Source organism: Actinomadura geliboluensis (assembly GCF_043197915.1).
GTDB classification, from domain to species: domain Bacteria; phylum Actinomycetota; class Actinomycetes; order Streptosporangiales; family Streptosporangiaceae; genus Spirillospora; species Spirillospora geliboluensis.
Window position 1 is genome coordinate 829,798 of sequence record NZ_JBICUA010000002.1, and the last position, 13,460, is coordinate 843,257.

General features: G+C 73.9%; 13 protein-coding genes and 1 pseudogene. 7 read left to right on the forward strand and 7 right to left on the reverse strand.

The features are described from left to right. The first annotated feature begins 21 nt into the window (after positions 1 to 21). Both ACGFI1_RS09410 and ACGFI1_RS09415 read left to right on the forward strand, forming a co-directional pair. On the forward strand, positions 22 to 840 hold the full coding sequence (locus tag ACGFI1_RS09410) for an SOS response-associated peptidase (protein WP_392784325.1): 819 nt from the start codon (positions 22 to 24) through the stop codon (positions 838 to 840). Between the two features lie 54 nt (positions 841 to 894). Beyond that, the gene (locus ACGFI1_RS09415; protein ID WP_392784327.1) at positions 895 to 1,236 is read left to right on the forward strand and encodes a TraR/DksA family transcriptional regulator; all 342 of its coding nucleotides are present in this window, start codon (positions 895 to 897) and stop codon (positions 1,234 to 1,236) included. Between the two features lie 32 nt (positions 1,237 to 1,268). Here the strand turns inward: ACGFI1_RS09415 and ACGFI1_RS09420 are convergent, their stop codons facing one another. Further along, complete coding sequence (locus ACGFI1_RS09420) at positions 1,269 to 2,096, reverse strand: class I SAM-dependent methyltransferase (protein ID WP_386867831.1); 828 nt, start codon at positions 2,094 to 2,096, stop codon at positions 1,269 to 1,271. 338 nt (positions 2,097 to 2,434) lie between these two features. Between ACGFI1_RS09420 and ACGFI1_RS09425 the strand changes: the two genes are divergently transcribed. The 5 genes from ACGFI1_RS09425 (at position 2,435) to ACGFI1_RS09445 (ending at position 7,601) form a co-directional block, all read left to right on the forward strand. Beyond that, entirely contained in the window at positions 2,435 to 3,040 is a 606-nt protein-coding gene (locus tag ACGFI1_RS09425; protein ID WP_138638246.1) for a sigma-70 family RNA polymerase sigma factor, read from the forward strand. Further along, on the forward strand, positions 3,037 to 3,333 hold the full coding sequence (gene rsrA, locus ACGFI1_RS09430; protein WP_171069158.1) for a mycothiol system anti-sigma-R factor: 297 nt from the start codon (positions 3,037 to 3,039) through the stop codon (positions 3,331 to 3,333). Before ACGFI1_RS09425 ends, rsrA begins: the two co-directional genes overlap by 4 nt. A 60-nt stretch (positions 3,334 to 3,393) precedes the next feature. After that, entirely contained in the window at positions 3,394 to 4,320 is a 927-nt protein-coding gene (locus tag ACGFI1_RS09435) for an NAD-dependent epimerase/dehydratase family protein (protein WP_301177607.1), read from the forward strand. A gap of 597 nt (positions 4,321 to 4,917) precedes the next feature. Next, positions 4,918 to 6,270, forward strand: a complete 1,353-nt coding sequence (locus ACGFI1_RS09440) for an HD-GYP domain-containing protein (RefSeq protein ID WP_138638249.1) — start codon at positions 4,918 to 4,920, stop codon at positions 6,268 to 6,270. Positions 6,271 to 6,281: 11 nt separating this feature from the next. Further along, positions 6,282 to 7,601 (forward strand): HD-GYP domain-containing protein, encoded by a 1,320-nt coding sequence (locus ACGFI1_RS09445; protein WP_386868028.1) that lies wholly within the window; start codon positions 6,282 to 6,284, stop codon positions 7,599 to 7,601. Positions 7,602 to 7,678: 77 nt separating this feature from the next. Here ACGFI1_RS09445 and ACGFI1_RS09450 read toward each other — a convergent pair. The 6 genes and pseudogenes from ACGFI1_RS09450 to ACGFI1_RS09475 form a co-directional block, all read right to left on the reverse strand. Further along, positions 7,679 to 9,379, reverse strand: a pseudogene (locus ACGFI1_RS09450) (cytochrome c oxidase assembly protein); the annotation flags it as partial. A gap of 92 nt (positions 9,380 to 9,471) precedes the next feature. Further along, positions 9,472 to 10,653: a cytochrome P450 gene (locus tag ACGFI1_RS09455; RefSeq protein WP_386867826.1), complete on the reverse strand. Its 1,182-nt coding sequence runs from the start codon at positions 10,651 to 10,653 to the stop codon at positions 9,472 to 9,474. Beyond that, positions 10,650 to 11,246, reverse strand: coding sequence for a GTP-binding protein (locus ACGFI1_RS09460; protein ID WP_138638251.1), 597 nt, complete (start codon positions 11,244 to 11,246; stop codon positions 10,650 to 10,652). The genes ACGFI1_RS09455 and ACGFI1_RS09460 overlap by 4 nt, the downstream gene beginning before the upstream one ends. After that, positions 11,224 to 11,580, reverse strand: coding sequence for a DUF742 domain-containing protein (locus ACGFI1_RS09465; RefSeq protein WP_138638252.1), 357 nt, complete (start codon positions 11,578 to 11,580; stop codon positions 11,224 to 11,226). The genes ACGFI1_RS09460 and ACGFI1_RS09465 overlap by 23 nt, the downstream gene beginning before the upstream one ends. Beyond that, a complete protein-coding gene (locus ACGFI1_RS09470) occupies positions 11,577 to 12,011 on the reverse strand; it encodes a roadblock/LC7 domain-containing protein (protein WP_240807972.1) in 435 nt (144 codons plus the stop codon). Before ACGFI1_RS09470 ends, ACGFI1_RS09465 begins: the two co-directional genes overlap by 4 nt. Beyond that, positions 12,008 to 13,324, reverse strand: a complete 1,317-nt coding sequence (locus tag ACGFI1_RS09475; protein ID WP_392784330.1) for an ATP-binding protein — start codon at positions 13,322 to 13,324, stop codon at positions 12,008 to 12,010. The genes ACGFI1_RS09470 and ACGFI1_RS09475 overlap by 4 nt, the downstream gene beginning before the upstream one ends. Positions 13,325 to 13,460: the final 136 nt, after the last annotated feature.

Genomic DNA, 13,460 nt, shown 5'->3' on the forward strand with positions numbered 1-13,460 from the left:
GCTCGTGGTGTTATGGGACCCATGTGCGGACGCTATGCCACCACCCGCGCGCGTCAGGAGCTCCTGGACGAGTTCCAGGTGCAGGTAGACGCGGTCGACGGGGACATCCAGCCCGACTACAACGTCGCGCCGACGAAGCAGGTGCCGGCGGTGCTGAACCGGCGCCCGAAGGACGCCCCGGAGGAGGAGGCCGCGGTCCGCCAGCTGCGGACGGTGCGCTGGGGGCTCGTCCCGTCCTGGGCCAAGGACCTCTCGATCGGCTCCCGGATGATCAACGCGCGGTTCGAGACCGTGCACGAGAAGCCGTCCTACCGCCGCGCGTTCGCCCGGCGCCGGTGCCTGCTGCCCGCCGACGGCTACTTCGAGTGGTACACGATCCAGGAGCAGGGCGACTCGCCCGACCCGGCGGAGGGCGAGAAGAAGGCGAAGAAGAAGCCGCAGAAGCAGCCCTACTTCATCCGGCCGAACGACGGCGAGGTCATGGCGATGGCCGGGCTGTACGAGCTGTGGAAGGCGCCCGAGGGCGGTGCCGGGGGGATCGAGGAGGGCGAGTGGGTGTGGACGTGCACCGTCATCACCACCGACGCGCCCGACGACCTCGGCCGGATCCACGACCGGATGCCGATGATCGTCGAGCGGGACCGCTGGGACGCCTGGCTCGACCCGGAGCTCGCCGACACCGAGCAGGTCCGCGGGCTGCTCGTGCCCGCCATGGCCGGGACAATGGACGCCTTCCCGGTGTCGAAAGCCGTCAACAGCGTGCGAAACAACGGGCCGGAACTCATAGAGCCGGTCATTTCTGGGGATAGCTCTGGTGATCAGGCCGACAGTTTGTTCTGACCCGTTGTTGTGACCGCGCCGCCTCGGCGGGGGAGGGCGGCTCCAGTGCGAGGAGTGCGCACGACCGTGGACACCGCCGCCGCCCGTTCCCGCCTCGAGGCCATGCTCATGGATCTGGACCGTTCCATCGCCATTCTTCGCGGCGAGACGCCCGAGCGCGACAGTTCCGCCGCGGACGCCGGGGCCGGTCTCACCGACCACGACCGGGTGGAGGCCGCGCTGGACTCCCTCGAACGCCACCGCGGCCGGGTGGCCGCCGCCCTGGACCGGATCGCCGCCGGGGCCTACGGCCGGTGCGTCGACTGCGGCGAGGCCGTCCCGGAGGGCCGCCTGGAGGCCCGCCCGGACGCCGCCCGCTGCATCGCCTGCCAGGGCAGGCGCGACCGCAGGCGCTGACCGGCCGCCCCTCGCCCCGCGCCCGGCTCCGGCTAGCCGGCCCGGCGGGCGCTGGCGAGCAGGTGGATGCCGAGCGACTCGTCCGTCTGCCGGGCGTTCAGCTCGGTCCGCACCAGGCGGGCGAGCGCGCGGGGCGACTCGCCGAGGACGTGCTCGACCGTGGAGGGCGAGAGCACGGTGCGCGGCCGGATCCACTCGACGTCGAGGCCCGCGTCGGCGAGCAGCTCGCGGAGCTGGTGGGACGAGAACGAGCGGGTGATCGTCCCGTCCGGCCAGGGCACGAGGACGACCTCGGCGCTCGGGACGTCCGACAGGTGCGCCCAGTAGTTGCGCTCGGCGAGCAGCGCCATCCCGAGGGTGAGGGAGTCGACGCAGAGCAGGACGCGGCCGCCGGGGCGCAGCACGCGGGCGATCTCCGCGACGGTGGCCTCGGTGGCGAGGTGCCGGGACAGCACGCGGTTCTCGGCGACCACGGCGTCCACCGAGGCGTCGGCGAGGTAGGGCAGCGTGCCGGAGTCGCCGACCACCGGGACCGGGCCCAGCAGCGGGCGATCCGCTCCGTCCCGGTGGGGGCCGTCCCGGCGGGCGCGGGCGGGCGGGCGGCCCGGGCGGTCGGGATCGCGCACCTCCAGCACCGCGTGGCCGGCGTCGGCGGCCCGGCGGGCGCTGTGCCCCTGGCCGCCGGAGATGTCCAGCACGCGGGACGGCCGCCGCGGCAGCCACCGGGCGAGCTGGGCGTCCGCCACCGCCCGGTAGAACCTCCAATAGCTGGCCAGGGAGTCCCCGGCCGCGGCTCCGGAGGTGTCGCGCAAGCTGGCGATGCTGGGCTCGGAAGGTCGCGCCGATGGCACGGAGTGCACCAAATGCTCCTGTTCTCGCCGTCTATGTCACTACCTTCCCCGTCCGGCCCCGATCATCACCCTGAGTGACGCGGCACCGGGTGCGGCGGGGATCCGGCCGGGGCCTCACCCCGGGAATCGGTGGGGCCGTTCCGGTGTTGCACCGTCTCACACGAGCAATACGGAGGTGCGAGCCGATGACGACAGCCGTCGCCGACCAGCAGCGGAGAGCCGGCGCCGCGGCGGCCCGCGGCGACGCGCGGCCACCCGTCCGCGTCGGCCGGCCGCGCGGACCGATATCGTCTGTGGGACACGACGCCGCAGGCCGAGCCAGGGCCGAGGGCGCCACAGCCGAGGGGGTGGGACAGGTACCGGGCACCACGGAGACCGTGGAGCAGCGCCAGGAGCGGTTCCAGCGCGACGTGCTCCCGTTCTTGGATCAGTTGTACTCGGCCGCGCTGCGCATGACGCGCAACCCGGCCGACGCCGAGGACCTCGTCCAGGAGACGTTCGCCAAGGCGTTCGCGTCCTTCCACCAGTTCAAGGAGGGCACGAACCTCAAGGCCTGGCTGTACCGCATCCTGACCAACACGTTCATCAACTCCTACCGCAAGAAGCAGCGCCAGCCGCAGCAGGCCGCCACCGAGGACATCGAGGACTGGCAGATCGCGCGCGCCGAGTCGCACACCTCCAGCGGGCTGAAGTCGGCGGAGGCCGAGGCGCTGGAGCACCTGCCCGACTCGGACGTGAAGCGGGCCCTGCAGGACCTGCCGGAGGAGTTCCGGATCGCCGTCTACCTCGCCGACGTCGAGGGCTTCGCCTACAAGGAGATCGCCGAGATCATGGGCACGCCCATCGGCACGGTGATGTCCCGGTTGCACCGCGGCCGGCGCCAGCTGCGCGGCATGCTGGAGGACTACGCTGAGGAGCGCGGCCTGACGCGCGCCACCAGGGGGTCATCATGAGCTGTGGGAACCACCACGAGACGCCCTGCGACGAGGTCCTCGCGCGGGTCTACACCTACCTGGACGGCGAGCTCGACCAGGGCGGCTGCGGCGAGGTGCGCCAGCACCTCGACGAGTGCGGGCCGTGCCTGCGCGAGTACGGGCTCGAAGAGGCCGTCAAGAAACTGGTGAACAAGTCCTGCGGGTGCGAGCAGGCGCCCACCGACCTGCGCGCCAAGGTGCTCGGCCGCATCGAGGAGATCTGCGGCGAGATCAAGGCGTCCGGCGGCGCCGACAGGTCCGAGAGCGTCTGAGGCCCGCGCCCGTCCCGGCGCGGCCGGGCGCGGGCCCGGCGCTTCGGTATCGTGCTGCGGGTGCTCACACTCGTCACCGGCGCGGCCGGCTTCATCGGCTCCCATCTCGTCGACCGGCTCCTCGCCGACGGCCATGAGGTCATCGGCGTGGACGACCTGTCGTCCGGCACCAACATCCGCCCGGGCGTCGAGATGTGGGAGATGGACGTCGCCGACCCGGCGCTGGCGGAGAAGGTCGCGGTCCGCCGCCCCGAGGTGATCTGCCACCTGGCCGCGCAGGTCAGCGTGCGCGTCAGCGTGTCCGACCCGCTGGGCGACGCCCGCACGAACGTGGTCGGCACCGCCAACGTGCTGGAGGCCGCGCGCGCCGCCGGCGGGCGGAAGGTCGTGGTGACCTCCAGCTGCGCGGTCTACGGGGTGCCGGACGCGCTGCCCGTCCCGGCGGACGCCGAGCTGCGGCCCGCGTCGCCGTACGCGGCCTCGAAGGTCGCCGGCGAGGTGTACGCGGGGATGTACAAGCAGCTCCACGGCATCGACTTCACGACGCTGACGCTCGCGAACGTCTACGGGCCGCGGCAGACGCCCGAGGGCGAGGCGGGCGTCGTGTCGATCTTCACCGACGCGCTGCTGGCCGGCCGTCCGACCAAGGTCTACGGCGACGGCACCCAGACCCGCGACTACGTCTACGTCCTGGACGTGGTCGACGCCTTCGCCCGTGCCGCCGGGGAGGCGGGCGGCGGGGGCCGCTTCAACGTGGGCACCGGGCTCCAGACGACCGACCGGGACCTGCATACGCTGGTCGCCGAGGCGGCGGGCGCGCCGGACGACCCGGAGTTCGCCCCGCCCCGGCTCGGCGACCTGCCCGCGATGTCCGTCGACCCGGCGGCGACGCGCGAGGCGCTCGGCTGGGAGCCGACGACCGCCCTCGCCGAGGGGATCGCCGAGACCGTCGCCTGGGCCCGCGAGCGCGGCGCCGCGCGCGGCTGAATTCGGGCGCATACCCCAAAACACGGGGTTGTCGCTTTGCGGTTATTTCCTTGGGGTGAGTCTTTTTCATCCGAGAGGTACGGTATGGCGTACCGGCGGTGGCCGACGGGGATGAAAAAGACTCGGGTTGGGCGTGCGTTTGCCGATGCACGTGCATTCTGTTGTGCAGTCGGATTGTGCGCTTACGTTGGGTGTATTCATCGGGGCAATTGATCACCTATGGTGACGGTCGGTTCACGCTTTGCTCAGTTTTTCCCTGACGCCTGTGTGACCTGGGCAGTTCGCGTTAGGCTTATGCCGAAATCAGCGACGGGAGCACGTGCGTGCCGATGCAATTCGGGGTATGTGCTCGCCCGGGAAGCCGGGCCCCGCGCCCGGCCCCTCGGAAGGCCGGCCGCGAGGCCGGGACGGCCCGGATCGGCGGGGGGAGGCAAGGAGCCATGCACGAACGCGTGTCGCCGGCAGGACACGGCCGGTGCCCGAGCGCCCCGGCGTCGTCGTTGATGCTGACCAAGGGCGTGTCCTGGGTCTAGGTGCCGGCAGGCGCACAGCACCCCGGCGGCGGCCCGCCATCTCGTCACTCCCCGAGGGGCGGCAATGCGTGGACTTCCTCTCGCTGCCTGGGCGTACGTCAGCGGTGTGGTGGCCGTCGCGGCCGGCCTCATCGCGACCTCGTCCTTCGCGGAGCTGGACTGGGGCAAGCTGGTCGTGCTGGCCCTGCTGTTCCTGGTCTGCGACTCGGCGCCCGCGCGGCTGACCGTCGCGCGCGCCAGGGTGTCGCTGAGCTTCGCCGCGAGCCTGGCCTCGGTGGTGCTGCTCGGCCCCACCGGCGCCGCGCTGCTCGGCCTGGTCGCCGTGGTCACCGGGCAGCGGTTCTTCGCCCCCGTCAAGCGCGTGTTCAACGGCGCGCAGTTCGCGCTCAGCGGCTTCGTCTCCGGGACGGTCTTCGAGCTGCTCGGCGGCGACCGCTTCCACCCGGAGAAGGCCCGCTGGGTCGAGCACGTCATCGGGCCGTTCCTCGGCGCGCTCGTCGCGTTCGTGGTGGTCAACCTGGCGCTGACCGCCGGGGTGCTGCTGCTCAGCCGGCAGGCCGCGCCGCGCGAGCTGCTGCACGAGAGCGGCCAGCTCGCCGTCGGCTGCCTCGGCTACGGCATGGTCGGCCTGCTGATCGCCGGGCTGTGGCCGCGGGTCGGCCCGTTCGCCGCCGTGCTCGTCCTGCTCCCGCTGTTCATCGCCCGCTGGGCGATGGACCAGGCGTACGCGCAGCAGCAGGCGCACGCCGCCACCCTCGCCGCGCTGTGCCAGGCGGTCGAGACCAAGGACTACTACACCCGCGGGCACTCCGAGCGCGTGTCCCGCGGCTCGGTGATGATCGCGCAGGAGATCGGGATGCGCGCCGACCGGGTCGAGGCGATCCGCTACGCCGGGATGCTGCACGACGTCGGCAAGCTCGGCGTCCCCACCAAGGTGCTGCAGAAGAACGGGCCGATGACCGAGGAGGAGTTCGCCGCGATCCAGCTGCACCCGATGCGCGGGCTGGAGATCGTCCGCGAGATCGGGTTCCTGGACGAGGCGCTCGCCGGGATCATGCACCACCACGAGAAGATGAACGGCCGCGGCTACCCGATGGGCCTCGCCGGGGACGAGATCCCCGAGTTCGCCCGGGTCATCTCGGTGGCGGACGCGTTCGACTCGATGACCTCGACGCGCTCCTACCGGGCCGCCCGCAGCATCGAGGAGGCCGTGGCCGAGCTGCGCCGCGGGATGGGCGACCACTTCGACCCCGAGATGGTCGAAGCGTTCCTGCGCGCGCTCGACCGCGAGGGCTGGGAGCCGCCCGACCCGGTCGTGCTGCCGGACGACGACGTCGTCGAGACCACCCGGCAGGACCACGACGACCCGAGCGCCCCGCTGCGGGTCACCGGCGGCGACGAGGTGCGGCACCAGTGACCACCGGCCAGATGCCCGCCCGGGAACGGGCGGCGTGGCAGACCATCGACTCCGGCCAGCTGCTGCTCATCGCGACCGCCGGGCTGTTCGTCGTCGTCGCCGTCACCCAGGTCGCCGCGGTCGGGCTCCGGCAGGCCGACATCGCGATCATGTTCGGCGTGCTGATCGCGCTGGGCGAGCTGTTCCGCATGGTGATGCCGGGCAACCGGGAGGTCGCCCCGATCGCCACCGCGGGCGCGATGGGGTACGCGCTGCTGGTCGGCGTCGGCCCCGAGGGCGCCCCGCCGGGCGCGCCGCTCGGCGTCGTCCCGGCCGAGCACTCCGCGCTGCAGGTCGTCGCCGTCACCGCGGTCGGCATGCTGGTCGGCTCGCTGCCGCACATCGCGGTGGGCCGGATGCCGCGGCCGGACGCGATGGCCCGCCGGCTGTTCAACGTCGCCGTCATCGCGCTGTGCTTCCGGCCGGTGCTGACCCTCGACCTCGCCTGGTACCTGCTGCTGGCCGTGATGGGCCTCGTCGTGGTCGCGTCCTGCTTCAGCGACGTGCTGATCGCCGCGGTCATCCGGGCGGAGACCGTCCGGGCGCGGTTCGGCATCGCGCTGCGCGACGAGATCGAGGCGAAGATCGCGCTGTGCGCGGCGACCAGCGCGACCGCCATGCTGATCGCGGTCGCGACGACCGCGATGGGCGAGGCCGCGCTGCTGATCTTCACCGTGCCGATCCTGGTGACGCAGTTCGCGTTCCGCCGGTACGCCGGGATCCGCGCCACCTACCTGGAGACCGTCCGCGCGCTGTCGCGGGTCACCGAGGTCGGCGGCTACGTCGAGGCCGGGCACTCGCGGCGGGTGGCGCGGCTCGCGGTCGCGATGGGCCGCGAACTCGGCATGGCCGAGGAGGAGCTGCTCGAACTGGAGTACGCGGCGCTGATGCACGACATCGGGCAGCTGTCGCTCGGCGACCCGATCCCGGGCGGCGCGACCGTGCTGGCGTCCCCGGCCGAGCAGCGCCGCATCGCCGAGCTGGGCGCCGAGGTGATCAAGCAGACCGGGGTGCTGGACCGGGTGGCGCACGTCGTGCAGCTGTCCTCGCACCCGTACCGGACGGGCCGCGACCCGGCCGGCGACGCGGGCGAGCAGCGGCCGCTGCCGCCGCCGCTCGCCAGCCGCATCATCAAGGTCGCCAACGCCTACGACGACCTCGTCGGCGACTCCGCCGACCGCGACCGGGGCGCCGCCGTGCTGGAGCGGCTCCGGCTCGACTCGGCCGCCGAGTACGACCCGACGGTCGTGGAGGCGCTCAGCCGCGTCGTCGACCGGCGGCCCCGCCCGTAGTACCGGGTGAGTTTGTAGCGCCGGAGTAGCCCGTAGCGCCGGGAGAGCCCGTGGGCGCCGTGCGCCGCCGTGACGGCGGCCGCGGCGGTCCACAGCAGCAGCGCGCCGAAGTGCTGGTCGTCCAGTGGCGGCGGGCCCCAGGTGCGGCCGAGGTCCTCGTACCAGTTGCCGAGGACGGTCCCGTCCCGCATGAGCGCCACCCCGGCGAGCACGTGCAGCGGCAGCAGGGCGAACGGCACGAGCGCGCCCGTCGCGCCGTGGAAGTACGCCAGCCCGGCGGCGAGGAAGGCGAGCATGGCGAGTGAGTGGAGCGCGTGGTTGCCGAGCGACGGCGGGAACAGCGGCGACACGTACCACGCGTAGAGGCTCAGCAGCAGCAGCGGGCACGCGACCGCCGGATGGCTGAGCGCCCGCAGCCCCCGGCTGCCCGCTGCGGTGGCGAGCAGCGCGCGGCCCTCCCCGCGCATGGCCTGGAGCGCGAGCCGCACCGGAGCCCCGTACAGCAGCAGCGGCGGCGCGATGAGCCCGACGAGGACGTGCTGGACGGCGTGCGCGCTGAACAGCACCATGCTGTAGCGGGAGATCCCGCTCGCGGTGGCGAGCAGCAGGACGAGCAGGCCGGCGGCCCACGCCGCGCTGCGGCGCGCCGGCCAGTCCCGGACGCGCGCGACGCCCGCCCCGTACAGCACGGCCGCGGTGACGATCAGCACGGCGAAGAGCGGATCGACCCACCAGTCGAGGAGGTACGGGCCGAGTCCGGCCGGGCCGGGCAGCGGGAAGCCGAGCCGCAGCGCGACGACGTCGAGGGTGCCCGGGGCGTTCTCCGGCGGCGGCGTGCGGGACAGCCCGGCGGCGAGCGCCATCGTCGCCGCCATGACGAGGACCTCGACCGAGCCGAGGCGCAGGAAAGGGCGGAGGTTCGCGCCGTCCCGGAGCGCGGGGAGCGTGGCGTGGCGGTGCCACCAGCCGAGGGCGCCGAGCACGGCGAGCGCGGCGCCCTTCGCCACGACCAGCATCCCGTACCGCGACCCGAGGTGGACGCCGCCGAGCCGCACCCAGGCGTTGACCGCGCCGCTGGCGCCGACGACGGCGAACGCGGCGAGCGCGAGGCCGCTGTACCGCTCGGCGACGCGGGGCAGGCCGTCCCGCATGCCGGGCGCGAGGGTGACCAGGGCGACGAGCCCGCCGACCCACAGCGCGGCGCCCGCCACGTGGGCGGCGAGGCTCCAGACGGCGAGCGCGTGGTCGGCGGCGCTCGCGGCGTGCCCGGTGAACAGCGGCGGCAGCATCGCGGCGAGCGCGCCCGCGAGCAGGTACCCGGCGCCGCCCGCCGCGCGGGGCAGGCTCGCCGCGACGGCCAGGGCGAGCGCGGCGGCGAGGACCAGCAGCAGCGCCCGGCCCTGCGGCAGCTCGATGAGCAGCGTCCGCAGCATGTTCCCGGTGACGCCGCCGAGGCCCGTCCCGAAGAGGTCGAGGACGGTGAACACGATCAGCGCCAGCGTGCACAGCGCCCACGCCAGCGCGGTCAGCGACGCGGCGCGCAGGCAGCGGCGGCCGGTGCCGGACGTCCCCGGCACGAACACGGCGGCGACCAGCAGCCAGCCGACCGTGAGGACCGCCGCGACGTCGCCGCCGAGCTTGGCGACCGACAGCCCGGTCTTGGTCAGCGCCCCCGCCCGCGACAGGCCGGGGACGGCGGTCTCGCTGAACGCGCCGCCCAGCCGCACCACCAGCGCGAGGACGACCAGCGCGAGCGCGGCGGCGCCGATGGCGAGCATCGTCCGGTCGGTGCGGGCCGCGGGCGGGTCGGGGATCGCCTCAGGTGCCGTCACGGCCGGTGGTACGGGCGCACCCCCGCCGCTGGTTCAGGTCAGCGCGTCTCCGCGGGCGGGAACGTGACGGGCAGGGCGACCAGGGCGCGGTGGAACGGGCCGGGACGCCACTCCAGCGCGTCCCGCGGGACGGCGAGGTCCAGGTCGGGCAGCCGGTCCAGGAGCACCTCGATGGCGGCGGACGCGATCAGCCGGGCGTGGCTCTTGGCCGGGCAGGTGTGCGGCCCGCCGGCGAACGACAGGTGCGCGCGGTTGCCCTTCCGGTCGGCCACCGAGCGGGACGGGTCGGTGTTCGCGGCGGCGTAGCCGATCAGGACGGGCTGGTGGGCGGGCAGCAGGTGCCCGTGGAAGTCGATGTCGCGGCGCGGGAACGTCGTCCCGTAGCTGGCCATCGGCGGGTCGGTCCACAGGATCTCGTCGAGCGCGTCCTCGACGGGCATGCTGCCGCCCGCGAGGTCGCCGCCGAACCGGTCGTCCGACAGCAGCAGCAGGATGCCGTTGGCGATGAGGTTCTGCTCCGGCTCGGTGCCGGCGCCGATCAGCAGCGTGAGCTGGTGGGCCATCTCCAGGTCGTCGAGGCCGGCCGGGTGCCGCATCATCCACGACGTCACGTCCGCGCCGGGATTCGCCCGCTTGTAGGCGACGAGCTCGGCGTTGCCCTCGGCGAGCAGCGCGTTGCCCTCCTCGGCGGACACGGCGTCGAAGATGGCGCTCATGCCGCGGACGAGCTTGTCGCCGATGTCGCGGGGGCAGCCGAACATCTGGTTGAACACCAGCAGCGGCAGCGTGCGGGCGTACTGGCCGATGAGGTCGGCCTTGCCGTCGCCCGCGAACCGGTCGATGAGGGTGTCGGCGCTGACCTGGGTGTGGTCGCGCAGCGCCGCCGGGTCGATGCGGTCGAGGCTGTCGACGATCACCGAGCGCAGGCGGGCGTGCACGGCGCCGTTGGTGAACAGCGCGTTCGGCCGCGCCATCATCATCGGCAGCACCGGGCAGCTCGGGCCGACCTCCTCCTCCCACACCTCGCTGCAGCGCGGGAAGGTGTCGGGGTCGCGCAGGATCTCCAGCGCGGCCTCGTACCCGATGACCAGCGTCGCCGGGACGCCGGGGGCCAGCTCGACGGGCGCGAGGTCGCCGTGGGCGCGCATCCGGGCGTAGGTGGCGGCGGGGTCCCGGGCGTACTCGGGGCCGTACAGGGGGAAGCGCTCCGGTTCGGTCATGCCGTTTCCGTGTCCAGGGTGAGGAGGTGGTCGACGAGGGAGATCAGCGCCTCGGTGGACGACCTGCGGTCGCGGGCGTCGCAGGTGACCAGCGGCGTGCCGGGCGCGAGGTCGAGGGCCTCGCGGACCTCGCCCTCCGGGAAGACGGGCGAGCCGTCGAAGTGGTTGACGGCCACCGCGTACGGCAGGCCCTGCTTCTCCACGATGTCCATGACGGCGAACGACTCCTGGAGCCGGGCCGTGTCCACCAGGATCAGCGCGCCGAGGGCGCCGCGCGCCAGGTCGTCCCACAGCCGGGTGAACCGCTGCTGGCCGGGGGCGCCGAACAGGTACAGGACGAGGTCGTCGCTGAGGGTGAGGCGGCCGAAGTCCATCGCGACGGTGGTGGTGGTCTTGTCGCGGATGCCGGCGAGGTCGTCCACGGTCGCGCCGGCCTGCGTCATCCGCTCCTCGGTGCGCAGCGGGCGGATCTCCGACAGCGTCCCGACGTAGGTGGTCTTGCCGACCGCGAAGTGCCCCACGATGAGGATCTTGACGGCGGTCCGGACGCTGTCGCGGACGTAGGACGGGTCAGAGGCGAGCGCGGAGCCCATCGAGCACCTCCTGAAGGAGCCGGACCTTCGGCTGCCGGTCGGCGGGCGCGGCGGCCCGGGTGGTGAGGTGCCCGCCGTCGACGAGGTCGGAGAGCAGCACCTTGACGACCCCGACGGGCAGGTCGAGGTGCCCGGAGATCTCGACGACCGACAGGGCGCCGCCGCGGCACAGCTCGACGATCCGGAGCTTCTCCGGGGTCAGGCCCTTGCGCGGCAGGTCGCCGGTGGCGATGACGAGGGTGACGAGGTCGAAGACGTTGCGGGTCGGGTGCGCCCGCCCGCCGGTGACGACGTGCGGGCGGACCAGGGCGCGCTCGTTCCGGCGCGGGGTCATGCGGGACTGCCCGCGCCCGGTCGCGGCGGGCTGGTCAGCTCCTTGCCCAGCCGCTGCACCAGCTCCTGGAGGCGGAACGACACGGTCTCCATGTCGACGCGCTGCGTCGCCGACACCGCGAGGTAGGCGCCGGGGCCGGCGGCGACGAGGAACACGTAGCCGTCGTCGAACTCGTTGACCGTCTGCCGCCAGGTGGTGCCCGCGTCGCCGCAGAACTCGGCGGTGCTGCGGGCGAGCGACTGCAGGCCCGCCATGCCGGCCGCCTGCCGCTCCGCCTCGTCCCGGCCGATCCGCTCCGAGTGCGCCATGAGCAGGCCGTCGGCCGACAGCAGGATCGCGTAGCGGGTCTCCGGCATCCGCAGCGCGTCGTCGAGCATCCAGCCGAGCCGGTTCGTACCGTCGTCCATCGCGCCGTTCCACCCCTCGTTCATGGCCGCAGATCCTTACTGTCAGCGCCGGACCCGGACGGGTCGCCGGACGGCGTCGCGGCGCGGCCGGAGCGCGTGCCGCGCTGCCAGGCGCCGAGGCCGGCGGCGGTCTCCCGCGCCGGCCGGGGCGGCGGCGGCACCGCGGCGCCGCCGGAGTCTCCGGTGTCCGGTTCGGCCGCCGCGTCGCCCTCGGGTTCGGCGGGGCGTTCGGCGACGGCGACGCGGCTGCGCTTGGGCAGCCCGCCGGCCGTCGACGCGCCCGCCGCGGCCGCGGCCGCCGGGAGCTCCGCCGCCGGTGCGGGCGCCCGCTCGTCCGGGACCTCGGTGAGCAGCGCGGACGGGACGAACACCACGGCGCGCACGCCGCCGTAGGGGGAGTGGCTGTCGACCGACACCCGGAACCCGTACCGGGCGGCGAGCACGCCCGCGACCGCGAACCCGACGCGGGGCGGGTCGCCGAGCCGGTGGATGTCCACCGACGCGTCGCCGGACAGCAGCTCCGCCGCGCGCTGCAGCTCGTCGGCGTCCATCGCGACGCCCGCGTCGTCGATGGTGATGGCGACGCCGTTGTGCGCGGACCGGAAGTTGACCTCGACGGCGGTGTCGGGACGGGAGTGCCGGGCGGCGTTGTCCAGCAGCTCGGCGAGGGTCAGCACGATCGGCTCGACGGCGCGGCTCGTCACGGCGGCGTTCAGCGACCCCTCCAGGTTGACGCGCAGGTAGTCGCGGATGCGGGAGGTGGCGCCGCGCACCACGTCGGTCAGCGAGGACGCCGACCGCTGCTGCCCCGGCCACGACCCGCACAGCACGGCGGTGGCCTGCGCGCGCCGTCCGAGCTGGGCGTTCATGTGGTCGATGCGGAGCAGGCCCTCCAGCACGTCGGGGTCGTCGTGGCGCTCCTGCATGTGCGAGATGGCGAGCTGCTGCTCGTTCGCGAGGCTCTGCACGGCGCGCATCATCGCGCGCAGCGTCGACTTCGCCGACCGGTCGGCGCGCTCCCGGACGCCCGCGGTGGCGCCGGAGAACAGGTCCACGACGGTGCGCATCGCCTGGCCGTACGCGGGGGCCTCGCGGTCGAGGTCGTGCAGCGGTCCGGTGACGCGCACGCCCGGGTTGGTCAGTGACTCCATGAGCTCGGGCAGCCGGACCTCGGCGAGGTGCCGCAGCTCGCGCTCCCGCAGGTCCAGGCCGTGGGCGAGCACGGAGTTCTGCTCGCGCAGGTCGGCGGTCGCCCGCCGCTGGCGTGCCAGCAGGGCGGCGGCGATGCCGGCGCCCGCCACGAGGACGAACGCCGCCGCCAGGAGGAATTGCTCCATCAGATCCTCGGTGCAGAGGGGTTTTCGGGCGAGGTGGACCGGCCGCGGGGCCGGAGGTGGGGGGAGTGGCGCGGAACACGCCACAGGTTCGGCACCGTAGGGCGGTTCGGGGGCGCGTGCTTGTGCCCGCGCGCAA